Consider the following 24975-nt stretch of genomic DNA (forward strand, 5'->3'; position numbering starts at 1 on the left):
AGCTGCGGCGTTTCCTCTCAAGTTCCTTGGAGGAGAAAACGACATGAGTTACTCAATGCAAAAAAAGTTGATCATCATCGCATTTCTAGCGCTTCCTGTCTTCCTTTTGCTGCTGCTGCTCATGTATCCGACTGTGAAGCTTGTCCAGCTCAGTTTGACAGATTGGAACGGAATTAGCAGGCAATTTCATTATGTGGGCTTTGATAATTATGTCCAAGCGTTTCATATGCCGGAAATATGGAAATCTCTTTATCATAATTGGCAGTACTTCCTTTTACATGCCTTAATTATTCCTTTCGAAATTATCGTAGCTGTTTTTTTGAACGCAAAAATTCGGGCGAATGCGTTCTTCCGCTCCATCGTTTTCCTCCCGTATGTGATAAATGGGGTGGCGGTGGCGTATGTGTTCAGCTATTTATATAATCCGATTAATGGTCCGATTAATCTGTTTTTCCAAACGTTGGGTTTAGAGTCGTGGATACAGCGCTGGCTGAGTGATCCTAGTGTTGTTAACTATTCATTGATTTTTGTATCTTTGTGGCGGTACTGCGGACTTCACGTCATTTTATTCTTAGCGGGACTACAATCCATACCTGAAGATCTATACGAAGCAGCTAGGATGGACGGAGCAAGTCCGTTAAGGCAGCTTTGGCATATTACCATACCAGGGATGAGTCGGGTTATCGAAATTGTTCTCTTTTTGAATGTGCGGGGGGCGTTACAGGTATTTGATATCCCGTTCCTTATGACGCAAGGCGGTCCGGGCAATGCAAGCAGTACGTTTACCCTCTATACGGTTGATACAGCCTTCAAATTTAATAACTATGGGTTGGCCTCAACGATGGCCATTCTGCTCATGCTGATGATTATCGGCTTTAGCTACATCCAGAAGAAGCTTTTCCAAGCGACAGGGGGCGGTGAGTCATGACAATCAGTTGGAAAATGAGGCCGCTATATTACATTCTTTTTACTTGCATCACAGTAATTGTGTTAATCCCTTTGTTTATTGTACTCTTCGCAGCTCTAAAACCTGCTGCAGAACTGGCAGCGTCATCTCCGCTTGCCATTCCGCAAAGCTTTTTTTTGGGGAATTTAAAGACTGCATTTGTTAAAGGGGATATTTTAACCGGATTTAAGAATACATTCATTCTAATTATTGTAAGTGTCGTACTGAATACAATTTTGGGTACGATGACGGCTTACATCTTGAATCGGTTTGATTTTCGTTTGAAAAAGGTCATTTTCGCGCTATTTACCGTAGCGATGGTTGTTCCCTTTTATACAACGGAAGTCGCAAGATTTCAGATCATTAAAGTTCTAGGCTTGTATAACACCTTGTATGCTCCAACGATTATTTATGCGGGGACGGACTTGCTGCAAATCTTCATCTACTTGCAGTTTATGGAGAAAATCTCGGTTCAGTTAGATGAGAGCGCAATGATGGACGGAGCTTCTTATTTCCGCATTTTCCGCTCCATCATTTTCCCTCTCATGATTCCGGCTACTGCAACATTGGCCATTATCAAAACCGTTGAGATCATGAATGATATGTATATTCCATTTCTATATATGCCGGCTAAGAAGCTGCATACCCTGTCTACGGCGCTGATGTCCTTTGTTGGAGAGCGGGCTTCGTATTGGAATGAACTTTCCGCTGCGATCTTAATTATCATGCTGCCAACCGTGCTCATTTATTTGTTCTTTCAGCGATATGTCTTTGCAGGACTTATGGATGGCGCTGTAAAAGGTTAAAAAGGTGGGCCAGAATGCAATACTTATGATGACTGCGCCATGATTGAAGTTGAGATATGGAAAAGAGCCTTGAACCACTAATGCACCGGTGGTTCAAGGCTCTTAATTGTGATTACTGACTTCCTTTACTTACCCAAAACGTAACATTGTCGCCCTGCAAGCCTTTGGCACCAGACTGGGGGTCTTGTTTAATGACGGTTCCCTTAGGCTGATCATTTGCTTCAATCAAAAAATTGTAATGCAGACCGGCAGCCAAAGCTTGCGCCTCCGCATCAGCTTGCGATAGACCTACCAGGTTCGGTATTGCGACTTCCTCGGCTTGTTTGTTCGAATCTCCGAGAGGCTTCGTTGTAGATGAAGCAGGCGTATTTGTCGGCGCAAGAGGTGTGGCGGTGGGTATAGGTACCACAACTACCGACTCCGATTTGGAAGATGGCCAAAGAGCCCAGACCGTGACCAAGACGACGACCAAAATAGCAATTGCTCCTATCCCTGCCTTACTTAAAGCGCTAAGTGATTGTGATCGCTTATCAGCTGCGGGTGCTACCTCATCAATCTCATCCTCAACCTCATCCACCACTCTGTTTTGAATTTTACTTGGGTTTTGATATTGAATTTGTTTGTGGATAGACCCCACGTCTTGCTTTTGACCGGAAGATGGTAAACTCCGCAATCCAAAAATCAACGAAGAAAGTGATGCGTGACCTTGGCAGACGAGCTTAATCAACTTAATTAAAGCCAATTTCTGCTCATATGTCGCAGATGGGATAGGCGTTCGCTCCAGATGTGTATGCATCACTTCAAAGGCACCCGTAATCGTCTCCGCGCCGGTAAAGAGCTGAATCATCAACCGACAAAGCCCGATGGCCCCTTGTGCCTGAGGATCGCCTTTATCCCAATAGTTAATAACGGAAAGCTTGCCGTGATCATCAAACCATAGATTTTCAGCGCCTACTGTAAATCCTGTAATACGTTCCTCCATCGCGTCAAGCAAGGAAACCCCTAGATCAGCAATCATTGCAATGATAGTATGGAAAGACATTTCTTTCTTGTTAACATGGTTCGAGAATAGTGAGCCTGGCTTGGCTTGCAGAATGATCATAACCGAATCTTCCTCTACAGATGTATCCAGGATATGTTGAAACCCGTCATGTATGAAAGCTGCTTTATGATGAAGGGTTCGAATGTAATCTTCGCCGATCTGCCCAGGTAGAAGCTCTATTTGATAAAGGAGAACCTTTCGAGTTAGAAATAAATCATCACCATAATGCAGAGTGCCATGGGGTAAAGCGACGATCTGTGTATCTGGTACATAGCGTGTACCAATCTTTTTATGCATGGAATATCCATCCTCTCTCTTGATGGCATCATTAGGAGTTGCCTTTATTATATATGATTCGGCGGGATATAGGAATTTAGGTATTTTGTTATGAAAAATCGAGGGGGAATAGTGATGAGCGGACATCAAGCAAATTCAAGATCAGATAGTTCGGACTTTAGCGTCTATAAAGGGCGAGAGTGCTCGCTCAACGCCAAAATTGATTGATGATCAAGTTTTTACAGAACTCAAGGAACAGTGGAAATCAATTTCATCGAGTGGAAAAGATTTGAGTCAAGCGTATTATGAGCTTCAACATGAGCAGTTGGAACAGCTTATTGTAAAGCTTATCGAAGAAGTCGAGGAAATCTCAAAGTTGAGTTTGGATCCTGAGGCAGATGGCAGTTATTTCATTAATTTCACTGTACACCTTTTTCCTCCGTTTTGGAACAAGCTTGAGAAAATTGAGTTGAAAGATATAGAAGTTGCTGCGCGCCATCTGCAAAAGCAAGTCACTTCTACGAAAGAAGTCGAAGTTTCATCGAAAAAGTTAAATCACATCTCGGAGGAGCTCCTTCAATCCCTAGCTCAAATTCGGCTCAAATAAATATAAAAGAACTGAATTTTCTATGAAGCCATATCTAGCTGACAAGATTCAGCTGATCTAGGCTTTTTTTCTATCTTCGTGGAACTAAAAGTCTATGATTCAAATGACCTAGATGATATGATAGTTTTACAGATTTTTTTACAATTTGATCCAATATGAGGGGGAACTGTGTTGAAAAAAGTCGTTATTTTGGGTGGCGGTGTTGCCGGAATGAGTGCCGCGCATGAATTGGTTGTAAGAGGCTACGAGGTGTCAGTCTACGAATTTAAAAGTATTCCAGGCGGGAAAGCGAGAAGTATGCCTTTCATAGGCAGCGGAACTGGCGGGAGGAAGGACCTTCCAGGTGAGCATGGTTTCCGGTTATTCCCTCGCTTTTACAGGCATGTCATAGATACATTGAAACGAATTCCCTATGAGAATGGAACCGTATATGATAACTTAACAGAAGTGACACGGTTAGATATTGCCACCTATACAGCACCGCTATTGCCGCTGCTGGCCAAAATTGAATTTAGTTTAGACGATTTTATTGTTGTCATCAGAGATTTATTCGATAATGGCTTAGGTCTAAGTATGGATGATCTGGAGCAATACGGACGTAAGCTATGGCAAGTCATGACGAGCTGTGATGAACGCATTCGCGAGGAATATAACCTCATTGATTGGTGGAATTTCATTGAGGCGGATCAACAATCCCCTGCATTTCAAAAAATATTCGCTGGATTTACCAAAACCCTCGTTGCTTGTCAATCCAAAATTGCAAACACACAAACTGTCGGCCCTGTAGCTGTTCAGATGACACTAGATATCACAACACCAGGCACGAGTTTCGTCCGTCTCTTGAACGGTCCTACGAATGACAAATGGGTGAACCCTTGGCTAACATTTTTACGAGACCAGGGCGTTGATTACCATTTAGAAGCGAAAGTTGAAAGCATCGACTGCGTGGATGGCGTTATTCGGAGTGCGAAGGTGACAGAGAACGGTAAAACCTTCGATATAGAAGCTGATTATTACATAGCTGCATTCCCAGTTGAAGTGATGGGTAAATTCATTACGGACGCTATGGTGCAAGCCGATCCTACACTTGTAGGTGTGCAGAAGCTTGTTGATTCCGTTGCATGGATGAATGGCATTCAGTATTATTTGAAGGAAGAACTGCCTATCACACATGGACATGTTATATACTTAGATGCACCTTGGTCGCTGACTTCGGTATCCCAGAAGCAATTTTGGCCGGACGTCGACCTTAGCCAGTATGGTGATGGCACAGTGAAGGGTGTTTTATCCGTCGATATTTCGGATTGGGATACACCTGGGGTATTATTTGGTAAATCGGCTACACTTTGTACGGCTGAAGAGATTAAAGCCGAAGTTTGGGCACAGATGAAGTTAAGCTTGAACGTGGATGGCGCCGTTATCCTAGAAGACGATGTTCTGCACTCTTGGTTCTTGGATACGGATATTCAATTTGATAATCCTGATCAGGCGTGTACCAATATGGAGCCGCTGCTCATTAATCGCGTGGGTACTTGGGATGACCGTCCAGAAGCGTATACCGCAATTCCGAATCTGTTCCTGGCTGCTGATTACGTACGTACGAATACGAACCTTGCGACGATGGAAGGCGCTAATGAAGCAGCACGACGTGCAGTTAATGCCATACTGAAACAAGATGGTTCGACGGAAGAACCTTGTGAAATATGGGAAATGTACACATTTGAGCTTTGGCATATTGATTTATTGAAACCCTATCATCATCATGACAAGCGACGGTTCGAGAAGGGGCTTCCTTGGGATGGAAAGCTTTTTTAGGAATGCCTAGCAGCTAGTTTTACTAGGAGGATTTTATGCTAATTTTGCCGGAATACGAGTTGATCAGACAAATCTATCAAGGCGAACGGACTGTACTCTATCGTGCTGTTCATAAGCCGTCTATGGAAAAAGTAATTATCAAAACCCTACGTTCTGACTTTCCAGTTTCAGCAGATATCGCAAGATTGAAACGTGAGTATGAGATAGGCAAAATGCTGGATTTTCCCGGCATTGTTAAACCATTGGCGCTGCCCAAGCATCAAAACAGCTTAGCTCTCATCTTGGAAGACTTTGACGGTGAGACCTTATCGGCTTATTTCCCTATGTTTCGTCAGTCCATACAAGCCTTTCTCGTAGCTGCTATTCAATTGGTCAAAATTGTTGGGGATATTCATCAGCGGTACGTCATACATAAAGATATTAAACCTAGCAACATTATTATTAATCCTGAAAAGCAGATCATGAAGCTGGCTGATTTCAGCATATCCTCGTTTACGAGAGAACGTCAAGAAATGCTAGACCCTTTGATGCTAGAAGGAACGCTAAGCTATATGTCGCCTGAGCAAACAGGTCGTATGAATCGGATTATCGATTATCGAACGGACTACTATTCCTTAGGGGTCACGTTCTATGAAATGCTCACCGGACGTCTTCCGTTTCAAACGGAAGATCCGGTGGAGCTGATTCATTGCCATTTTGCCGTGACGCCGACTCCTCCCGAAAGCTTACGGATGGGTATACCGAAGCCGCTATCCGATATTGTTATGAAGCTTCTTGCTAAAAATGCGGAAGATCGATATCAGAGCGCCTACGGCATTATTCAGGATCTCGAGCACATCTTGATGCTAAGCAATTCCGGGGAAGAAATGACGGATTTTCCTGTAGGGCTCTATGACATGACGGACATGTTCCAGATACCTCAAGGGTTGTACGGACGAGCGCAGGAAATCGAAAATCTGCTGCATGTTTATGGACGTGCGGTGCATGGCTCGCTGGAGGCCGTTTGGGTAACCGGGGAATCTGGTTATGGCAAATCGTTTCTCATCGCCGAGACGATGAAGACGATCATGAAGGATAATGGCTGGTTCTTATCGGGCAGATTCGAGCCCAATAAACAGCATGTCTCGTATCATGCGTTATCTAAGGCGCTGCGTCAGTTAGTCCGTCAGCTTCTGACGGAGAAAGATCATCAAATGGAAGAGTATCGCGGACGTTTGCTGAAAGTGCTGGGAACGAGTGGGAAAGTATTGACGGATCTCGTTCCAGACCTTGAGCTCCTAATCGGTGAGCAGCCCATTGCGAAGCAGCTTCCTCCGCAAGAAACACAGAATCGATTACATTTCTTATTGCAGCAATTTCTGCTAATCTTCTGTGTGAAAGACCGGCCCATCGTGTTGTTTCTAGATGATTTGCAGTGGGCAGACGCCGCCTCCTTACAATTTCTTGACCTGCTATTGAACGATTCACAAATGAAGTATTTCCTTTTCATAGGTTCTTATCGAAGCGAGAATGACATCAATTGGTTATCGTCTACTCGTGTTCAATTGCTGGACAAGCTCCCAGAGCGCCTTGTTACGGAACGGATTATTTTGCAGCCACTGGAAATTACGGATGTCGAGCAGTTGATTGCGGAGTCGTTGAAAACCGAGCAGCAGCAGGTAGTTGAGCTGGCTCGGCTCGTTCTGCAAAAAACCGGCGGAAATCCTTTTTTCGTCAAACAATTTTTAACAGCCTTACACGAGCAAAATTTACTCACCTTTAATTATGAAGTTAATCGTTGGATTTGGGATATTGGTGAAATTCAGAAGCTTAGAATTACTGATAATCTTATGTTCCTCCTAGCTGAGAAGCTGCAGCGCATGCCGCCAAGAACGCAATACTTACTGCGGTTAGCTGCTTGTTTGGGGGCCTCCTTTGACCTGGAAGCGCTTGGTATTATTGCTAAGATGTCCTTTACTGATGTTCTGCATGAGTTGGAAATTGCTATCCAAAACGGATTGATGATACCAGTTGGTATGGATTATAAGTTTTTTATGGAGATCCAAGGGAACTCAACTGCACGGGACATACGGTTTATGTTTGTGCATGATTCCATTCAAGAAGCCGTCTATGGTTCCATTGAGGAATCCATGCTGCCAGAAATGCACTTGAACATCGCACATCAGCTGCTGGAGCATTTTACTGAAGATCAGGCAGAGCCCCGGTTGTTCGATATCGTCAACCATATGAATATCGGCTCTAATTTACTAACGGAGAGTAAGGAGCTTATCCAGCTTCTAGAATTTAATTTTGCTGCAGGTCGCAAGGCTAAATCCTCGAATGCTTATCGTTCAGCACTGCAATATTACAATAAAGCACTAGCTTTGCTGAAGTTGGTCGAGGGCGTGGAGTTAAATGACCTTAGCTTTTCCATTCGACTGGAGAAGTCAGAAGTGCTTTATCTGAATGGTCAAGCGGATGAAGCTGAGATTTCGTATGAAGAACTGCTTATAGATGCCCATACGAACGAACTCAAGTTGGAAGTGTATAACTTACAAGTGATTCTGTACACGAACGTCGGAAAGCAGCATAAAAGTTTGGAAGTCGGGTTGAAAGCCCTAGCTGAACAAGGTATCCGTGTGTCTAAAGAGCCTACGGGCGTGAACATTTTTTTCGAATATATGAAGCTGAAAGCAATGATTGGACGGAAGAATACGCTGCAGCTGTACGATTTACCGATTATGGAAGATGAATACAGAACCAAATTAATGAATTTAATGATGAGTATTGCCATCTCCGCCTATTTCGTGAATACGAATTTATTCGTTTTGTTCATGTTCATCATGACGAAGCATGCCTTGAAGTATGGCAATACCCCCATGATGGCCTATGTATATGGATCCTATGGCTTGATTCTGGGCTCGGGCTTCGGGGATTATCAGCTAGGCTACCAGTATGGGCAGCTTGGCGACCGCATGAATGCCAGATTTCAATCCCATCAATTTCGCAGTAAAAGCCATTTCTCATTTGGTTTGTTCGTCACTCCTTGGGTTAAGCCTTTGCATGTGTGTTTGGAGCACTTGAAGGAGTCGTTCCGAAGCGGGATCGAAGATGGGGACTTGGTTTTCGCAGGTTATGCCCTTACTTATCAGATTTTAGTGAAGGATTTTCAAGGTGTTGTACTTTCGGAAGTGCAAGAAGATTTAGCTAAAAACTATCGGATATTGGAACAGACCAATCATCATGACACCCTTCTCATGTTAGAAATGCTCCGTAAGGTCATTCATAATTTGGAAGGAAAGTCTGAGAATCCTCTGATTCTCGGCAAGGATGAAGAAGAGGAAGAACAATTTGTCCGTAAGCTGGAGGTCCACCCGAACCAAGTCATCATTCATGAGTATACAGTCAAAAAAATGATGCTGTATTATTTGTTTGGTCAATATGAGGAAGCTTTAAAGGTTGGTAAAAATGCAGAACCTATGCAGTCTGTTTCTTTCGGGCTGTTTCATATTCCTGAGAACTATTTCTACTATGCCTTATCTATAGCTGCTAAATATAAAGAGGCTGCAATGTTAGAGCAGAAGATGCTGGCCAAACAGATGAGAAAGATGCTGCGCAAGATGGATAAATGGGCTACCCATTGTCCGGAAAACTTTTCGCATATTAGCCTATTAATGCATGCGGAGTGGAACCGTGTAACAGGCCATTTTCAGAAAGCAGAGCAAGAATATGAAACGTCAATCCGGCAAGCAAGGGAGCAGGGGTTCATCCAGCATGAGGCGATTGCCTGTGAGCTAGCAGGGAGGATGTATAAAGAAGCTGGACGTGAAAAGATTGCCAAAACCTATTTCGTCGATGCGTATTACGGTTATCTAAGCTGGGGTGCGAAGGCTAAGGCCGAGGAGTTAATGCTGCGTTATCCGGGCTATTTAACATCACTTAAAGAGTCGATGGATTGGAACACAACCAAAATAAGTGACTATTCCCTGCAGGCGCTTGATTTTATGACGATTATGAACACGTCTAGGTCGTTGTCGAGTGAAGTTAACTTGGAGCAATTGATCAAACGGTTAATGGAAATTGTAACTTATTCGTCTGGCGCGGAGAGAAGCATCCTTGTCTTGAAAGAACGTGATAGCTTATTCGTGGAAGCTGAGATGCTTGCCATCGACGGCAAGGATTCTTGTACCGTAAGCTCAGTACTATTAGAAACAAGAGAAGATCTCCCAACGGCGGTGATTCAATTCGTTGCACGGACCAAGGAAGGTGTAGTTCTCGATGATGCCGAGAATAAGGGATTCTTTACACATGATCCGTATATCCGGGCAACGGAGAGTAAATCGATTTTCTGCGAGCCGATCCTGCATCAGGGCAATCTGGTCGGGGTCTTTTATCTTGAAAATAATTTGATTCGCAATGCCTTTACATCAGACCGTCTTGATATTATCAAGCTGTTGTCTGCTCAGGCGGCAATTTCGATTGAGAATGCGAGACTCTATAATGATTTGGAGTCCAAAGTCAAAGAACGGACGAACGAATTGATCTTGATGGAGACGTCGCGTCGAGACCTGCTGTCTAATATTTCCCATGATTTGGGAACGCCACTCACGTCCATTCAGGGTTATGTAGAGGCTATTCTGGATGGGGTTATTCAAGAGCCTGAGGAACAGAGAAAATACCTTACGGTCGTTCACATGCGGATTGTCGGCATTCAGCGGCTCATTACGGATCTCTATCAGTTAAGTCGACTTGAGACGAAGCAGTTCCATTTTCAACTAGCCCCAACCTCATGCGGAACGATGGTTCGCCAGCTTTTTGCGAAGTATGAGCTGGATGCGGCGAATGCTGGAATTTCCTATACGTTAAACATGGCACATTCGGAAGGCGAAGAACTGCTTTTAACGGTAGATACAGATCGTATTGAACAGGTGTATGCGAATATTTTGTACAATGCAATTAAATTTTCCACTAGAGGCGGATTCATTGATGTTCACGTGGCAATCAAGGATGAACCGAGCGAGTTAGTGATTCGGGTTACCGATACAGGCGTAGGGATTAGCGAAGAGGATCTTCCGCACATTTTTGAAAGGTTCTACAAAGTCTCCAAATCACGCAGCACGTCTGGCGGGAGTGGCCTGGGACTCGCGATTGCTAAGGAGATCGTGCAGTATCATGGCGGGCAGATTTGGGCGGAAAGCCGCCTTGGAAAAGGCTGCAGCATCTCGTTCTCGTTACCTGTACATCGGATTTAAGCCGCAAGAACCGTATACCTCACATGATTCTGTGTGCGATGTACGGTTTTTTGGGCTAAGGGCTAAGGTCGAATGGTAACTCTGGTGTGAATGGGCACCAGTTCGGCCAACTCAAGCACATCTTCGTTGTACATGCGGATACAGCCGTGAGATGTTCGCTTGCCTATTGAAGAAGGATTATTCGTGCCGTGTATGCCATAATGAGGTTTGCTTAAACCCATCCAGAAGACACCGAAAGGGCCGCCGGGATGTGGTTGCTTATTGATAATGAAAAATTCACCCGTCGGTGTGTTCGTTAACATTTTACCAATACCAACTGGGAACCCACGTACAACGCGATTTACATCCAGCAGATATAATTGAAAGTCAGAAAGATCAACAATTATTCGGTAATTGGGCATGGATTGTCACCTCAAGCTATTCTATGTAAATAGGAACGTTTTCGATATTGAAACTTACATGTGATATACTGCTGTGGATATCAGTCACCGAAGGAGAAACAGACATGCAATCATTTCTACAGTTTAATCCAACAAGATTATGGTTTGGCCATGGTCAAATCGAGCAGCTGCAACAGGAACTTGGTACGATTGGCAAGCGAGTATTGCTCGTGTATGGCGGCGGAAGCATTAAGAAAAATGGCGTATACGATGCTGTTATGGAACAGCTTATACATATGCAAGCAGAAGTGTTTGAAATGTCTGGTGTAGAGCCTAATCCACGGCTCACCACTGTACGGAAAGGCATAAATATTTGCCGCGATAAGCAAATCGAGCTCATTTTGGCTATTGGCGGAGGCAGTGTGATTGATTGTGTCAAAGCAATTTCCGTGGGAGTTTATTATGACGGAGATGTTTGGGACATCATTACTCGGAAAGCTGTGCCTTACAAAGCGCTTCCTTTTGGTACGGTATTAACTATTGCGGCTACAGGTTCTGAAATGAATAATATTTCCGTCATCACACATTGGGAGAAAAACGAAAAGCGTGGTTGGAGCAGTCCTTTTGCGTATCCGGCATTCTCAATTTTAGACCCTGCATACACGTATTCTGTACCTATGGATCAGACGGTGTATGGCATCGTGGATATGATGTCGCATGTGCTGGAGCAGTACTTCCATCGGACGGAAAACACACCTATGATTGATCGTTTCATGGAGTCAGTCCTATTGACAGTCATTGAAGCTGCACCGAAGCTGCTTGCCGATCTTAACAGCTATGAGCATAGAGCAACGGTCATGTATGCGGGGACGACTGCCTTTAACGGGCTGCTGTCCAGCGGCACAGATGGTGGAGATTGGGCATCGCATCAGATCGAACATGGCCTATCCGCCGTTTATGACATTCCGCATGGCGGAGGGCTTGGGATTGTATTCCCGAACTGGATGAAGCATTGTGCGGAGGAAGATCCTTCACGGATGAAGAAATTGGCGATTGCTGTTTTCGGTATCGAGCCATCGGATAAAACAGATCATAAAATTGCACTCGAAGGGATCGACGCACTGCGGAGTTTCTGGAATTCCCTTGGTGCGCCGAATCGATTAGGGGATTATGGAATCGATGATTCTAGGATAGAGGAATTAGTCCATAAATCATTCATGAAGGACAAAGTGGGTCAATACAAAATGATGACGAGGGAAACAGTCAGAGATATTTTGATTCGATCTTTAGTGTAAAGATTGTTTTCATGAGGTGGATTCCTAATCGTGAGATTAGGGGTTCACCTTATTTTTGTGGAAAGCTGACTTGAAATAGTTGGAAAAGTTCTAAATTGGTTGGAGTTGAGAACGGGTCAATGGCAAATGTGGTCGTCATCGAGCAATGGTCAGACGGCAGCTGGACGAGTCAGCACTGGCAAATTATTGACAACGGTGCGGCCATCCAATGGACTGATAGGAAGCGTTTTCTCAAATTATGAAATTGACCACCGAACATGCAGCAAAAAGGATTATTATTAAAGATAATCAAGAGATTCTGAGATATCTACAAGAGAAAAGATGAGACATAGTTCTTTTTATTTTTGGTTACTTACTTTTTTGATCATTAGTGCTTCAGGTTTTTATTTGATAGATCTAATGACATTTAAACCAAAGCCAGATGGCGGCAATTTCATGATGGTAATCCCGCGATTATCATCAAAGATAAAAAAAGGTTTGATCATCTTTTTTATAAGCTTACTTCTAACTTTTGTGTTGTAGGCGAGATCAACGAAGTAAAATGGCATCTTGATACACTGAATGGAGGTCCCGACAACCCGAATTCAATTATTTATAGGTGGGGATGGTTCAATCAGTATACGAACACCATTTTTTTCAATGTAAACAGCTTTGTTTTTGGATTGCCCTTTCGGGGATGCTCGGGTTTTTACTATCAATGAGGAAAAGTCGTGAAGGACAACAAGCATGAAAAAACCAAACGCGCAGATTCTGCAATTTTCTGAAACGACGATCGACCTACCGCGTATGAAGATACTGAGCATTTTGAGGAAGACAATTAACAATTATGTAATTGGAGGAACTAGAAATGGCATTTTTCAAGAAAATCTTAGCACGCGTAGGGATTGGGAACATCGATATCGACACACAGTTTCAGACGGAGGATTTTATTCCTGGAGAGTTGGTTGAGGGCGTTGTTATTGCTAAAGGCGGAAAAGTGGAGCAGAAGGTGGACAAGATCTACTTTCAAATCATGACGGAATATAAGAAGCCTGTGGAGACAGATGCTAATCGCGATGGGCGAACTGAAACTCGTATGCAGAAAGAAACCGTCGTAGTTGCAAATATGTTACTTGGTGAAAACCTCGTGATTGCTCCGGATGAGACGATTGAAATTCCTTTTCAATTCGTTCTGCCGCATGAAACGCCAATCTCAATCGGTGTCAGCCCGATCTGGGTGCGTACATGCTTAGACATTGATAATGCAGTTGATCCCTCGGATCGTGATGATATTGAAGTTCGGGCACACCCGCATACTGCGGTTGTTTTTGAAGCGCTGGAAGAACTGGGATTTCATTTGCATCAAGCGGAGAATGAGTATTATTTACAACGAGATTATCATTTACCGTTTATTCAAAAGTTTGAATTTGTTCCCTATCAAAATGGCGAGTACCGCAGCACGGTGGATGAACTTGAACTCATTTTCTATCCGAATGAAGACGGTGTTGAGATCATCCTAGAATTCGATCGCAAAACGCGTGGTTTCAGCGGATTTCTATCGGATATGTTGGATACGGATGAGTCCCGTCATCGCTACTTTTTCAACAGGGAAGAGCTGGAGGAAGGTTCTTCTTCTGTAGCGGATCAGTTCAGGGGGATATTTGACGAGCTGCTGGAATAATACATAAAAAGAGGCTGTCACCAACGGTAGGATGATTACCGGAGGGACAGCCTCTATTCAATTCAACTTTAGTTTCCGAAAATGTCGTAAAAAAGAGGCCTTAAAGGCCTCCGCATCTAACTATTACGCGTGTGCTAATAGCTTAAGTTCAAGTTTTCCTGTCGTTAAATACGTGAGTTCAGGAGTTGAGAAAAAGTCAGCTAATCGCCGAAGTCTCATATATATCGTTCGCAAAATAACGGAATCCATCTCTGTGATCATACTGCGATTTGCAATAAAATCTCGCATGCCCACCTTGATGAGATACTCGCTATCTCGAAGATCGGTTATCAGTTGTTTATTGGGAAGGTCTCCGTAGTTAACTATGTATTTCGTTTGCCCAAGAGCACTTTGATACAGTTCAGCACATGTTCGCGAAATTTGTACCTGCCTCTTTGCTCCCAAAGAGTCAGTGACTGTAAGTAATTGATTTTTGGCATCTAATGAGTTCTTTTTCAAATAAACAATTTCGTGAGAGGCAATACCCTCTGTGAGTAAACGAACGATAATGGCATCTTGCGGATTAATACAGCGAGTTTCGATAAAATGAACTTGTTCTAATGTAATAATACGAAATCAGCATCCCTTCAAGTGTGAAAATTGGATTTCAGTAAACTTTCATATAGCTTTCAGTAATAAGCAACTATATACTCTATGCGGGATAAAGATCGATTATGACTGTTTTTAATAAATAATAATTAGCTCTATTTTCATTAGGAAGAAGGTAATACTTGGTTTATGCAGAAGATGATTGTATATGTATGAGTGGAGTTGAGAGGGAGGCGCTGCTGATTATGGTGAATGAAGAAGGGGAATTGAAGAAGGTGTTAGGCTTACGAGATTCTATTGGTATCGCCCTCGGACAAATTATTGGAGCAGGTATCATGTCAATCACTGGCATCGCTATTGCCTTAACTGGGGCTGGCGTACCGCTTGCTTTCGTGCTTTCCTCAATTTTTATGCTTATCATGACGATTCCTCTTGCTGTATTAGGTTCAGTTCTTCCTACAACTGGAGGTATGTATACATACACGAGTCGTTTACTCTCTCCGAATACAGGGTTTGTCTATTTAATCCTGTTTACATTCGGTCATTTGACCATTGCTGTGTATGCCATTTCATTCGCTCAATATTTACAGGGAATCATGCCTGGTACGCCGATTATGCTTGTTGCTTTCATTGTGCTGACTTTCTTCTATTTGATTAATTTATTTGGCATCAAGTTCATGTCATCATTAGGTAAGGTGCTCGTAGCGATTAAGCTGCTGTCTCTTCTTGTTTTCATCGTATGGGGAATTTCGAAGGTTGACTTTTCGATGTTTCATCCATCAGAGATTTTTCCTCAGGGAACGGGGAGTTTTCTTACGGCGGTTGGAATCACTTCCTTTGCATCAGGAGGCGCTTATGCCGTAGTTGAGCTCGGAGGCGAAATGAAGCGGCCGCAAAGGGATATTCCGCTTACAATTTTCATCAGCAGTGGTATAGTTGCCTTGCTTTATATAGGCATTGGCATCGTGGCAACCGGAGTTCTGCCGATTTCCGAAGTTGCAGGCGAGTCGCTTTCGGATGTGGCAAGGACGATATTGCCTAATCCATTGTTCCTATTTTTTATCATAGGAGGGGCCATGTTTGCTCTGGCTTCTACACTCAATGTGACGTTTTCCTGGGTGACGAGGGGGATGCTGGCGGCATGTCGCGATGGTTGGCTCCCAGCATCGTTCGGCGCCGTTAATCGAAGGTATGGTACACCGCATTGGCTTCTCACGTTTTACTATCTGCTTGGGGTCATACCCATTGTAACTGGAGTATCGTTGACCACGATTTCCCAGTTAGGGGTTGGCATCTTACTTCTTTCGAGTATTTTCCCCGTACTTTCTGCCGTACAGCTTCCACGCAAGTACCCTGAGCTTTATCGCAAAGCACCTTTCACTATGAAGCCAAGCCTGCTTTACACCATTGTCATCATAGCCGTTGGTTTACTGGCCTTTCAAGGTTATTTACTTCTCAGCCGATTGTCTGCTCTATTAATTATAGGTAACATAGTGCTTGTCGCAGCTAGCATCGTTTATGTAATGATTGTCGGCAAACGCCGAATAAATAAACATGCTACTAACGCGGTTTCGAGCAGTAGTCACGATATCAAATTGTTGCAATAATCATTTTCAGTTCTTTTGTAAACTCTTTGCAGGGCAGGGACTGATGACGATTCTTTAGACGTAAGGAGCAGAAGGAAATATCCATATCCTCTCCGGTGATTTCTAGCGCAACAATGCTGCCTGTTTGGACATAGGGGTCGTATTTCAGACCGATTTCCGTATAAAATCCAATGGCAATGCCTTCCGCAATGACTCGTTTTGCAGCCTCTGAATTCCCTAACTTAAATAAAATATTTGGCTCTCCATACTTTTTTAATTTACTAATCAGATACTCAGAATTCAGGAGGATCGGCTGATGGACAAGTTCTTCTAAGGAGATGCTTTTGCGATGAGACAGTGGGGAGTTTCTCCCCACACATGCCATCACTCTGCTGTCCATTAACGTCTCTGTGATCAATTGTTTGTTCGGCTCTTCATAATTCCGAGATACGGCGATTAGACCAATATCTACTTTACCGCTTTGGACTTCTTGTTTAATTTGTGGATAATCAAGTTCCAACATTTCAAGCTCTACGCCAGCATGCTTTGCTTTGAAAATCGCCAAGGTTGAGGGTAATACACTTAAGCATAGGCTAGGCACAGAAGCGATGGAAAGGAACCCTGAGAGCTGATTGGACTGAAAATCTGCCGTCTCCCGAAGTTCCTCTACTTTGTTAATAATTTCTTCCGCTTTACTTATAATTAATTTCCCATCTTCCGTAGGAACGGCTCCGAAACGCGAACGCTTAAAAAGCTTAATCCCAAGCTCTTCTTCCAGACTCACAATGGCCTGGCTGATATTCGGTTGAGAGACATGAAGCTTTTCGGCAGCTAGGGAAATCGAACCGGTTTGATTGATTTCAATGATGTAGAGAAGTTGTTCAATCCGCATAGTTCTCCTTTTTTGGGAAGCGATTTATGTCGTAAATATATCCCAAAAGCGGACCATAGGCAATGATAGGGAAGCCCTATTTTAAGAGGCTCCGTACTCAACATTCAGTTTGCTTAGCACTTTCATTTGTCCGTTAAAGACGAAACGTGATAGCACGACGCTGATTTCATATAGGGCGAATAAGGGGATGGCCACCATCAGATGTGAGATGAGATCTGGAGGTGAAATAAGGCTAGCTACGATGACTAGCACGATGTAGGCATATCTGCGAATTTTGTTCAGGAGCTTTGGATTCAGCAGTTTTAGTCTAGTTAGAAACATGACGACGATGGGAAGTTCAAAGGCAATCGACAAAGGCAGCACAATGTTCAGCATAAAACTAAAATATTGGGCAACGCCGTACGTCGGCGTTAATCCGAGGTTATCGGAAATTTGGGTAGTGAACGCCATACACATGGGGAAAACAACGAAGTAAGCGAAAGTTAAACCGATGATGAAACACAGGACCGTATAAGGGATATAACGTAGTGAGGCTGACTGCTCCTCCTTCGTCAGACCTTGTTTAACGAATCCCCAGATCTGATATAGGATAAAAGGCAAAGAAACCGTAAGGGATATCACGAACGCAATCATCATATAGAGGCGAATACTATCCATGGGGGAAAATACATGCCATGTCATGTTGGAGGCCGGGGGTGTTTGCTTCAAGTAGAGCAGGAGTTTTGGGGCAGCGAGAAAGCCAGCAATCATCGTAAGGACAATTACGATTAGAACGCGAATAATACGTGTTCGCAGTTCAGACAGATGTTCAACGAGAGACATCATTTCTTTTATTGGCATGGAAGGCACCTCCAAAGCTATGTATGGTTGTCATTGTCTTAAGATCCAGCTAGCATACGCTTAAGTTCAACGGTGTGGAAGCCGTCCATCAGCTTCGTGTGGATCTCCATGATGGTCTGAATATCCTCAAATGAATATTTACGAACGCCTCCTTTACTTCTTTCTGGGAAAATAAGCTTGCGATCTTCGTAATAACGGATCTGCCTTTCCGATAACCCGGTTAATTCGCTTACCACACCAATTTGAATCACTTTCTTCTTCGTCATCGACATCATCCAACCTCCTATTAATGTTAGATAAATTAACGTTTACATGACATAAATTACAAGTTAACTCTATCATCATGCGTATTCCTGATCAAATAATCTATTTTTATCCCGGTATAAGTAATATTTATGTAATGTAATCTTACACATAATAGTGACGAATACATATCCTACTGGTACGTTTAAGGTGCGGTTTATCCAAACTTGAACGAGGAGATGGGAGCATGGAGAAGACACCGATCAAAGAAGATCAAATTACACGTAGACAATTTTTGACTACAGTCGGCAAAATAGGAGGGTCAGCCGCACTCTTTAGTGTTATGGGGACTCTGGGACTCTTATCCCCAGAAACGATGAAAGCGGCAGATTACACGCCTCCTTCAGGTAGAGATCTCACTTCAACGAACCGTAACGGGAAAAAAGTGATCATTCTAGGCGCAGGGATAGCCGGTATGACGGCTGCCTATGAGCTGGGAATGGCAGGATATCAGTGCACAATTTTAGAAGCGAGAGCTCGTTCCGGCGGTAGAGCTTGGACGGTTCGCAGAGGTACAGCTGTTACGGAATTAGGAGGCAGCAAGCAGGTTGCGCGCTTTGATAATGGGATGTATTTCAACGCGGGGCCGATGCGGATTCCCCAGTTTCATGTGACGTTGGAATATGCACGCAAATTTGGCGTCGCGATTGAACCCTTCAACAATGTGAACGAGAGCGGCTACTATTATAACGAAAATGTAGGCGAGTTATCGGGTGTGAAAATTCCAAAGCGCCAAGCGAAAGCTGATGTTAGGGGCTATGTCGCCGAAATGCTAGCAAAAGCGGTAAATCAGAAGGCATTGGATCTCCCTTTAACAACAGAAGAAAAAGCTAAGCTTGTCACTTATCTGAAGACCGAAGGGGATTTAAACGCAGATCTGTTCTATAAAGGTTCGGAGAGAGCAGGGTATAACGAGGAACCAGGCGGTAAATTCGACGCGGGCGTACGCAGAGATCCATTCAGTTTAAAAGCAATCATAAATTCCGGTTTTGGGCAATTTTTTAGCAGTGAATACAGCTATGATCAACAAATGATGATGTTTCATCCGGTAGGCGGGATGGACCAAATTGCTAAAGCATTTGAGAAGCGAGTGGGGGACCGAATCGAATTCCATGCAGAGGTACAGGAAATTAAGCAATCATCCGATGGTGTTCGTATCCTGTATAAGGACTTGAATAGCGGAGCAAGCAAGGAAGCTACCGGAGACTTTTGTATTTGTACGATTCCACTCTCTGTCCTCAAGGATATTAAGGCAGACTTCTCTGCCGACATGTCGACAGCTATTTCTAAAATTAACTACGCATCCGCTGGTAAAATTGGCCTTCAGTTTAAACGTCGATTCTGGGAGGAAGATGAGTTTATTTTTGGCGGAAGCTCGCTGACGAATATGGACATTTCCAGTATTTATTACCCACCGACTGATTATTTTGCCAAAAAGGGACTCCTCTTAGGCTATTATGCCTTCGGGGGTAACGCTGATAAGATTGGTAAAATGACACCTGCCCAAAGGGAGGACTACGCGTTAAGCCAAGGGGCGAAGATTCATCCGCAATATTATAAAGAGTTCGAAGCCTCTTTCTCCGTAGATTGGAAGAAGATTAAATATAATCAAGGCGGATGGGCTTCGTATACGGCGGACGACCGCAAAACATATTACCCTACATTGTGTAAACCGGATGGTCGCATTTATTTGGCAGGGGAGCATATCAGCTATATTACCGCTTGGCAGGCAGGGGCGATTGAATCTGCTAGGAAAGTGGTTACAGAAATTCATGAGCGTGTAATGAAAGAGTAGATGATGAGGAGCGATGAACGATGATGATAACGAAGAAAGTGAAAACCATTGCAGCCGTCACATTAGGTTCATGCCTCATATGTGTCAGCGCTTATGCAGCAGGAACGGAAAAATCTAGTAAATACCCATCAGAGCCAATTAATGAAGTGGAGTTTTATGGCAATCCGGCGTCCTCGATCTCTGCCGGAGTGTCCGTACCTGCAGGCTCTTCCTACTTATTCACAAGCGGAACGGTACCGCCTGTTCTTAATAAAGAGGGTAAGACGGTTTATGAGCGCTATGGCGATACCAAAACGCAAGGCATCGGCATTTTGAAGGAAATCGAGAAGCAATTGAAGGAAAAGGGATTAACCCTTGCTGACGTCACTTATCTCCGTGTATATCTTACAGCAGATGCGGCCAAAGAGGGCAAATTCGACTATCAAGGCTGGTTTGATGCCTACGCGCAATTTTTTGGCAATGAAGCGAATCCGGTTAAACCAGCTCGCTCCACGGTCGGTGTGGCAGGACTCGTTAGCTCTGATTGGCTTATAGAGATCGAAGCAGTAGCGGTATATCCGAAGCATCATAATCAAAACTAATGAAACGGAGTTGATGATCCTATGCTGCAAAATATTGGCTTTCCTGGTCTCATGTTAATCTTAGTTGTTGTCTTAGTTTTGTTTGGTCCATCCAAGCTTCCAGAGCTTGGTCGCGCCGTGGGACGCACGCTGCACGAGTTCAAAAACTCTGCGCGGGAGCTCGTCTCCGAGGGTAAAGAGGTTCCCGAACATGTAGAGCCAGCCGATAAGCTGCTCGAGAAGGCGAAAGTATAAACGAAGCTCAGACAGCCTGTATCTGTGAGTGTTCTCTTTGGAGGAGAGCATCTGGATACAGGTTTTTTTGCGCTTTTTGTACAAGAGTAGTGGAGGGAGGGGCGAAAGTCTCTTATCTAGGCAACGTCTGACGGTTTCGAAAGAAGGAAGAGGAACTACGATGCGTTATTTATCGATAAAGCGGACTATTTGAGCGTTGAGGGGAACGTGGATGCGTTAATTTGCCATTTTGGAATTGCCGTAATTAAATAAGATGGTGCATAGACGTTATGCCCTATGTGATTTTGGATAGTTGGAAGGAAACCAACAGTTCATTCCACCTCCGCGCACGAAGACTAATCGATAAGATCGACCTGAGGCAAAGCCTCATTTTTTTTCATGTGATTGGATAAAATCAGCCATAAATGGGCATTCACTAGGAAGTTAGCTCCTGCTCGAATCAATTGTCCTCTTTTACATATCGACATTATGCCTTTTGTATGGGATTATGAAGGAATGTGAGTTGGATATAGGGGGCAGCCTGAATGAGTTTCACAAAGCCGACAGCATTGGTGACTGGCGCTTCTAGCGGATTTGGCTTATTGACTTCAATAGCTCTGGCCCAAGAGGGGTATCACGTTATCACAACTATGCGCGACCTTGGTAAAAGCGAAGCCTTGCTCGCGCATGCCGAAAAAGCTGGTGTAACAAATGCCATCGAAACCATGGCTCTTGACGTAACGATTCATGACTCGATTGAGCAAGTCGTTTCTGATATTATGGACAAGTATGGCAGAATCGATGTTCTCATTAACAATGCCGGCTTTGCTGTCGGGGGGTATGTGGAAGATGTACCGTTGGAAGCGTGGAGATCTCAGCTGGAAACGAATGTATTCGGAGTCATTGCAACAACGAGGGCCATCCTGCCGCACATGCGCGCACAGCAATCTGGTTGTATTGTTAATGTAAGCAGTGTGAGCGGGTTATCCGCCTTTCCTGGCTATGCCCCATATAGCACTTCGAAGTTTGCCATAGAGGGCTTCAGCGAATCGCTTCGTTTAGAGATGATGCCCCTGGGTGTGCGTGTCGTGCTTGTAGAACCAGGTGCCTATAAGACAGAGATTTGGCGTAAAGGCTTCGAGGCGATCCATACCACGGAAGCGTCTCCTTATTGGAAACGGCTTAGCAAAATGCTTGACTACTCGAGGAAGGTATCAGCGACAGCACCCGATCCGCAGGAAGTAGCAGGCCAAATTGCACGAATTGTAGACAACCCGCGGTCAAAGCTCCGTTATCCAATGGGACGCGGTGTGAGGGCGGGGCTCTGGGCGAAAAGTCTTTTGCCATGGAGATGGTATGAAGGTGTTTTGAATCGATTATTGAAATGAAGAAGGATGTACTTGTGTAAGTACGAATAAACCAAGGAGTGAAATGAATGTCACGTAAGTGGGAAAGAATGGTAAGTAAAAATACAAAAACAGTAAATAAGAATCGCTCCAAACAGGGGATTGCTCCGATTTCTTCAGATCCGGATCGATCGGAAGTATTCAAGGGTAGAAGCATTATGTTAGCTTTATTTTTTGTTCTAATTTCCATCTTATTATTGGTTACTTTGACCAAAACAGACGGGGACAAGATGTACTGGTATACGACACTCAGTTACATGGCGGTTGGACTGTTCGTTTATTTTATTCGCCGTCCGTATTTAAAGGTTAGTAAGACGAGCATCTCGAAGAGAGGGTTTGCCAGAGAGCTTGTACTTAATGCCGATAAAATTAAAGAAATCGTATACTCCCCTGGTCAGGTGGTCATTGACCTAAATGGGAAGTCACCTCGTTGGGTGTACAACAAATCTCTGAATCGATTCGACGTAGCTGCCATGGCTGCTAGATTGAAAAAATTTGCTGAGCAGAACCAGATTACCTTTGTGGATAAAACGGTTTAAGTGCGGATAGCACGACGTGAAGCTTATAAATGATGAAAAAGCCCAATTCGACATTGGGCTTTTTTTGCTACTTGGGCGTAATGTGCCAACTTGAGATTAGACTTGTTAGAGCAGTGATGATTCGTAATTGTGGGAAATCTTAATCATATTTATCATCGTCGATTCTAACCACATTATCCATGATAAGCTCAACTTCCGTCTCGAAGTTTAAATGAAGCGGAGCTGGAAGTACATCTAGGATTTCCTGCATCATATCCAAGTCTAATAACTCATCGATGGTTTGAGGTCGCGGTTCTAACTGATAAACCCATTCGCGGACTGCATCGATAAATAAATAAAAAGATGATTGGAATTGATCGGCGACAGCTTCCTGCTCATCACCACGTGATGCCGACATGGCATTCCAGTTTTTTAGCGTTGTTTGTAAGGCTAGTTCTACGGTTGGGTTCATTATAATCTCCTAAAGGTTCATAGGGTGCTTTCTCATCTTTTTAATAGAATGGGCTTAATGGGGGCGGGCTTATCTGTCTAACGAATGTTGTAGAAACTACTTAGGCTCTCCTGTTAACCGCCATCTCAGCCATCATTTCAACGCCTGTGTGGAAGCTCGGATAATCATCTCCGAAGGCAGAATGATCTTCCGATTCTCATGAACGGCTTCACCTTCAATGCGTTCGATTAACAGCTGCATGCCTAATAAGCCGAATTGATAGGCAGGCTGTGAAGCCAGGGTTAGAAATGGGTTAATCGCACCTGCTGGGCCGAAATCGTCAAAACAGACGACCGATAGATCATCTGGCACCTGCAAGCCGCGCTGTCTCAATGATTGAATGACGCCGACGGCGAGCATGTTGTTAGCCGCGAAGATAGCTGTCGGTGGATCTGCAAGATTGAGTAGTTCATCTAACGCGGATTCATCATGGAAATCACGATAGTTTAGATGTGCGACGAGCGAGTCATCTATGGGTAATCCGCTAAGCAAATGCGCCTCGCAATACCCGGTATAACGCAAACGGGCTGTAGAGACATCCTGTGAACCGTTAATCAAAGCGATTCGGCGATGCCCAAGACCAATTAAATGCTCAACAAGCTTTCTCGCGCCTTCCTTGCTGTCCCCGAGTACCACATCCGCCTCAATTCCCGGAATTTCACGGTCTAAAACAACGAAGGGAATATTATGCTTTTGCAGTTGACCAAGATTCTCGACAGAATGATCTCCCGTTGGGGCGAATAGAACGCCATCCACACGGGTTGATAGAATCATATCAACGTAGTCTTTCTCTTTCGAATAATCCTCATCGCTATTCGCAAAAAGCAGTCGATATCCAGCCCGTTTAGCTGCATCCTCTGCGCCGCGTGCAAGCGTAGTATAGAACGGATTCGTAATATCCGTAATGAGCAGGGAAAGAATTTTGGTCTTCTGAAGTACCAGACTGCGTGCCATCGAGTTCGGAATATAGTGGAGATCTTCCATTACTTTCTTTACCCGTTTGCGCGTTGCTTCGCTGATACGACCTGTATTATTGATAACCCGTGAAACGGTCATTGCCGAAACACCGGCTTTTTCAGCGATATCATAAATTGTAATCACGTTGAGTCACCTTTTCATCTCATCCTATTCGTCTATTGTATAGAAATTAAGGATTGACAGCAAGGCTTAAAATTGATAATTTTGAGTTATCGGTAACACTCGTATTTTGAGGAGGTTTTAATATGCTTAAAGGTATTCCTTCCATCTTGTCGCCGGAGCTTTTGAAGGTGCTGATGGAAATGGGGCATGGGGATGAAATTATTCTAGCAGATGGCAATTTCCCTGCTGCCAGTCATACGAATCGTTTGCTGCGCAGCGATGGCCATGGTGTAACGGAATTATTGGAAGCGGTTTTATCGTTATTTCCACTGGATTCTTACAGTGAACATCCTATTGCTCTTATGGCGGTAGTTCCAGGAGATGCGGTTGAAACACCGATATGGACTACATACGAAGGAATCATTCGTAAGCACACGCCGCCACGAATTGAGTATGTAGATCGATTCCCGTTTTATGAGCGAGCGAAGAAAGCCTACGCGATCGTGGCAACGAGTGAGAAAGCTTTATACGCCAATATTATTTTAAAAAAAGGTGTCATTAGTGAGTGATTTGGATTATCGATAACTCTAAAGTCATACCCGTT

The 24975-nt window shown here is 43.9% G+C and carries 23 protein-coding genes and 1 pseudogene; 16 read left to right on the forward strand and 8 right to left on the reverse strand.

Features of this window, described 5'->3' with window-relative positions; translation table 11 throughout:
- Positions 1-43 precede the first annotated feature (43 nt).
- Together QFZ81_RS10575 and QFZ81_RS10580 are read left to right on the forward strand one after the other, a co-directional pair.
- A complete protein-coding gene (locus QFZ81_RS10575; protein ID WP_307602670.1) occupies positions 44-928 on the forward strand; it encodes a carbohydrate ABC transporter permease in 885 nt (294 codons plus the stop codon).
- Positions 925-1752: a carbohydrate ABC transporter permease gene (locus tag QFZ81_RS10580; RefSeq protein WP_307602672.1), complete on the forward strand. Its 828-nt coding sequence runs from the start codon at positions 925-927 to the stop codon at positions 1750-1752. The genes QFZ81_RS10575 and QFZ81_RS10580 overlap by 4 nt, the downstream gene beginning before the upstream one ends.
- A gap of 112 nt (positions 1753-1864) precedes the next feature.
- Here QFZ81_RS10580 and QFZ81_RS10585 read toward each other — a convergent pair whose 3' ends face one another.
- Entirely contained in the window at positions 1865-3091 is a 1227-nt protein-coding gene (locus QFZ81_RS10585) for a PASTA domain-containing protein (RefSeq protein ID WP_307444707.1), read from the reverse strand.
- A gap of 268 nt (positions 3092-3359) precedes the next feature.
- Here QFZ81_RS10585 and QFZ81_RS10590 point away from each other — a divergent pair, with 268 nt between their 5' ends.
- The 4 genes and pseudogenes from QFZ81_RS10590 to QFZ81_RS37315 all read left to right on the forward strand — a co-directional run bounded on the left by QFZ81_RS10590 (position 3360) and on the right by QFZ81_RS37315 (position 10723).
- Entirely contained in the window at positions 3360-3677 is a 318-nt protein-coding gene (locus QFZ81_RS10590; protein WP_307602674.1) for a hypothetical protein, read from the forward strand.
- Between the two features lie 168 nt (positions 3678-3845).
- Positions 3846-5492, forward strand: a complete 1647-nt coding sequence (locus QFZ81_RS10595) for a hydroxysqualene dehydroxylase (protein ID WP_307602676.1) — start codon at positions 3846-3848, stop codon at positions 5490-5492.
- Between the two features lie 35 nt (positions 5493-5527).
- Positions 5528-10216: pseudogene (locus tag QFZ81_RS10600) on the forward strand (AAA family ATPase); the annotation flags it as partial.
- Positions 10193-10723, forward strand: coding sequence for a sensor histidine kinase (locus QFZ81_RS37315; RefSeq protein WP_373463772.1), 531 nt, complete (start codon positions 10193-10195; stop codon positions 10721-10723). The pseudogene QFZ81_RS10600 and the gene QFZ81_RS37315, both read left to right, overlap by 24 nt.
- A gap of 62 nt (positions 10724-10785) precedes the next feature.
- On the opposite strand, the gene QFZ81_RS10605 is transcribed toward QFZ81_RS37315, so the two are convergent.
- Entirely contained in the window at positions 10786-11124 is a 339-nt protein-coding gene (locus QFZ81_RS10605; RefSeq protein WP_307444700.1) for a L,D-transpeptidase, read from the reverse strand.
- A gap of 104 nt (positions 11125-11228) precedes the next feature.
- Between QFZ81_RS10605 and QFZ81_RS10610 the strand changes: the two genes are divergently transcribed.
- From QFZ81_RS10610 to QFZ81_RS10620, 3 genes are all read left to right on the forward strand, one after another.
- On the forward strand, positions 11229-12398 hold the full coding sequence (locus QFZ81_RS10610) for an iron-containing alcohol dehydrogenase (protein WP_307602680.1): 1170 nt from the start codon (positions 11229-11231) through the stop codon (positions 12396-12398).
- Positions 12399-12493: 95 nt separating this feature from the next.
- Positions 12494-12640 carry a hypothetical protein gene (locus QFZ81_RS10615; RefSeq protein ID WP_307602682.1) on the forward strand — a complete coding sequence of 49 codons (147 nt, stop codon included), beginning with the start codon at positions 12494-12496 and terminating at the stop codon, positions 12638-12640.
- 605 nt (positions 12641-13245) lie between these two features.
- Positions 13246-14058: a sporulation protein gene (locus QFZ81_RS10620; RefSeq protein WP_307602684.1), complete on the forward strand. Its 813-nt coding sequence runs from the start codon at positions 13246-13248 to the stop codon at positions 14056-14058.
- A 123-nt stretch (positions 14059-14181) separates the two neighbouring features.
- On the opposite strand, the gene QFZ81_RS10625 is transcribed toward QFZ81_RS10620, so the two are convergent.
- The gene (locus QFZ81_RS10625; protein WP_307444695.1) at positions 14182-14556 is read right to left on the reverse strand and encodes a hypothetical protein; all 375 of its coding nucleotides are present in this window, start codon (positions 14554-14556) and stop codon (positions 14182-14184) included.
- Between the two features lie 335 nt (positions 14557-14891).
- Between QFZ81_RS10625 and QFZ81_RS10630 the strand changes: the two genes are divergently transcribed.
- A complete protein-coding gene (locus QFZ81_RS10630) occupies positions 14892-16253 on the forward strand; it encodes an APC family permease (protein WP_307444693.1) in 1362 nt (453 codons plus the stop codon).
- Here QFZ81_RS10630 and QFZ81_RS10635 read toward each other — a convergent pair.
- From QFZ81_RS10635 to QFZ81_RS10645, 3 genes are all read right to left on the reverse strand, one after another.
- Positions 16237-17124 (reverse strand): LysR family transcriptional regulator, encoded by an 888-nt coding sequence (locus tag QFZ81_RS10635; protein ID WP_307444691.1) that lies wholly within the window; start codon positions 17122-17124, stop codon positions 16237-16239. The genes QFZ81_RS10630 and QFZ81_RS10635 overlap by 17 nt on opposite strands.
- 81 nt (positions 17125-17205) lie before the next feature.
- On the reverse strand, positions 17206-17964 hold the full coding sequence (gene tatC, locus QFZ81_RS10640) for a twin-arginine translocase subunit TatC (protein ID WP_307602686.1): 759 nt from the start codon (positions 17962-17964) through the stop codon (positions 17206-17208).
- Positions 17965-18002: 38 nt separating this feature from the next.
- Entirely contained in the window at positions 18003-18236 is a 234-nt protein-coding gene (locus tag QFZ81_RS10645) for a MerR family transcriptional regulator (protein WP_029193642.1), read from the reverse strand.
- 218 nt (positions 18237-18454) lie between these two features.
- On the opposite strand from QFZ81_RS10645, the gene QFZ81_RS10650 reads away from it, so the two are divergent.
- The 5 genes from QFZ81_RS10650 (at position 18455) to QFZ81_RS10670 (ending at position 22801) form a co-directional block, all read left to right on the forward strand.
- Positions 18455-20062: a flavin monoamine oxidase family protein gene (locus QFZ81_RS10650; RefSeq protein ID WP_307602688.1), complete on the forward strand. Its 1608-nt coding sequence runs from the start codon at positions 18455-18457 to the stop codon at positions 20060-20062.
- A gap of 20 nt (positions 20063-20082) precedes the next feature.
- A complete protein-coding gene (locus QFZ81_RS10655) occupies positions 20083-20643 on the forward strand; it encodes a RidA family protein (protein WP_307444685.1) in 561 nt (186 codons plus the stop codon).
- A gap of 21 nt (positions 20644-20664) precedes the next feature.
- Positions 20665-20877, forward strand: coding sequence for a twin-arginine translocase TatA/TatE family subunit (gene tatA / locus QFZ81_RS10660; protein ID WP_029193639.1), 213 nt, complete (start codon positions 20665-20667; stop codon positions 20875-20877).
- Between the two features lie 524 nt (positions 20878-21401).
- Entirely contained in the window at positions 21402-22244 is an 843-nt protein-coding gene (locus tag QFZ81_RS10665; protein WP_307602690.1) for an SDR family oxidoreductase, read from the forward strand.
- A gap of 47 nt (positions 22245-22291) precedes the next feature.
- A complete protein-coding gene (locus QFZ81_RS10670) occupies positions 22292-22801 on the forward strand; it encodes a hypothetical protein (RefSeq protein ID WP_307444682.1) in 510 nt (169 codons plus the stop codon).
- Positions 22802-22940: 139 nt separating this feature from the next.
- On the opposite strand, the gene QFZ81_RS10675 is transcribed toward QFZ81_RS10670, so the two are convergent.
- Together QFZ81_RS10675 and QFZ81_RS10680 are read right to left on the reverse strand one after the other, a co-directional pair.
- Positions 22941-23252 carry a hypothetical protein gene (locus QFZ81_RS10675; RefSeq protein ID WP_307602692.1) on the reverse strand — a complete coding sequence of 104 codons (312 nt, stop codon included), beginning with the start codon at positions 23250-23252 and terminating at the stop codon, positions 22941-22943.
- Between the two features lie 132 nt (positions 23253-23384).
- Positions 23385-24392, reverse strand: a complete 1008-nt coding sequence (locus tag QFZ81_RS10680) for a LacI family DNA-binding transcriptional regulator (RefSeq protein WP_307602694.1) — start codon at positions 24390-24392, stop codon at positions 23385-23387.
- Between the two features lie 122 nt (positions 24393-24514).
- On the opposite strand from QFZ81_RS10680, the gene fucU reads away from it, so the two are divergent.
- Positions 24515-24940 carry an L-fucose mutarotase gene (fucU, locus tag QFZ81_RS10685; RefSeq protein ID WP_307444677.1) on the forward strand — a complete coding sequence of 142 codons (426 nt, stop codon included), beginning with the start codon at positions 24515-24517 and terminating at the stop codon, positions 24938-24940.
- The last annotated feature ends 35 nt before the right edge of the window (positions 24941-24975 follow it).

The sequence above is a fragment of the Paenibacillus sp. V4I9 genome (genome assembly GCF_030817295.1).
Lineage (GTDB): Bacteria > Bacillota > Bacilli > Paenibacillales > NBRC-103111 > Paenibacillus_E.

Bases quoted from the DNA above. Each gene is read 5' to 3' on its own strand.
- QFZ81_RS10575 (WP_307602670.1), top strand. From the start codon at position 44: ATGAGTTACTCAATGCAAAAAAAGTTGATCATCATCGCATTTCTAGCG.
- QFZ81_RS10580 (WP_307602672.1), top strand. From the start codon at position 925: ATGACAATCAGTTGGAAAATGAGGCCGCTATATTACATTCTTTTTACT.
- QFZ81_RS10585 (WP_307444707.1), bottom strand. From the start codon at position 3,091: ATGCATAAAAAGATTGGTACACGCTATGTACCAGATACACAGATCGTC.
- QFZ81_RS10605 (WP_307444700.1), bottom strand. From the start codon at position 11,124: ATGCCCAATTACCGAATAATTGTTGATCTTTCTGACTTTCAATTATAT.
- QFZ81_RS10610 (WP_307602680.1), top strand. From the start codon at position 11,229: ATGCAATCATTTCTACAGTTTAATCCAACAAGATTATGGTTTGGCCAT.
- QFZ81_RS10620 (WP_307602684.1), top strand. From the start codon at position 13,246: ATGGCATTTTTCAAGAAAATCTTAGCACGCGTAGGGATTGGGAACATC.
- QFZ81_RS10630 (WP_307444693.1), top strand. From the start codon at position 14,892: ATGGTGAATGAAGAAGGGGAATTGAAGAAGGTGTTAGGCTTACGAGAT.
- QFZ81_RS10635 (WP_307444691.1), bottom strand. From the start codon at position 17,124: ATGCGGATTGAACAACTTCTCTACATCATTGAAATCAATCAAACCGGT.
- tatC (WP_307602686.1), bottom strand. From the start codon at position 17,964: ATGCCAATAAAAGAAATGATGTCTCTCGTTGAACATCTGTCTGAACTG.
- QFZ81_RS10645 (WP_029193642.1), bottom strand. From the start codon at position 18,236: ATGTCGATGACGAAGAAGAAAGTGATTCAAATTGGTGTGGTAAGCGAA.
- QFZ81_RS10650 (WP_307602688.1), top strand. From the start codon at position 18,455: ATGGAGAAGACACCGATCAAAGAAGATCAAATTACACGTAGACAATTT.
- QFZ81_RS10655 (WP_307444685.1), top strand. From the start codon at position 20,083: ATGATGATAACGAAGAAAGTGAAAACCATTGCAGCCGTCACATTAGGT.
- tatA (WP_029193639.1), top strand. From the start codon at position 20,665: ATGCTGCAAAATATTGGCTTTCCTGGTCTCATGTTAATCTTAGTTGTT.
- QFZ81_RS10665 (WP_307602690.1), top strand. From the start codon at position 21,402: ATGAGTTTCACAAAGCCGACAGCATTGGTGACTGGCGCTTCTAGCGGA.
- QFZ81_RS10670 (WP_307444682.1), top strand. From the start codon at position 22,292: ATGTCACGTAAGTGGGAAAGAATGGTAAGTAAAAATACAAAAACAGTA.
- QFZ81_RS10675 (WP_307602692.1), bottom strand. From the start codon at position 23,252: ATGAACCCAACCGTAGAACTAGCCTTACAAACAACGCTAAAAAACTGG.
- fucU (WP_307444677.1), top strand. From the start codon at position 24,515: ATGCTTAAAGGTATTCCTTCCATCTTGTCGCCGGAGCTTTTGAAGGTG.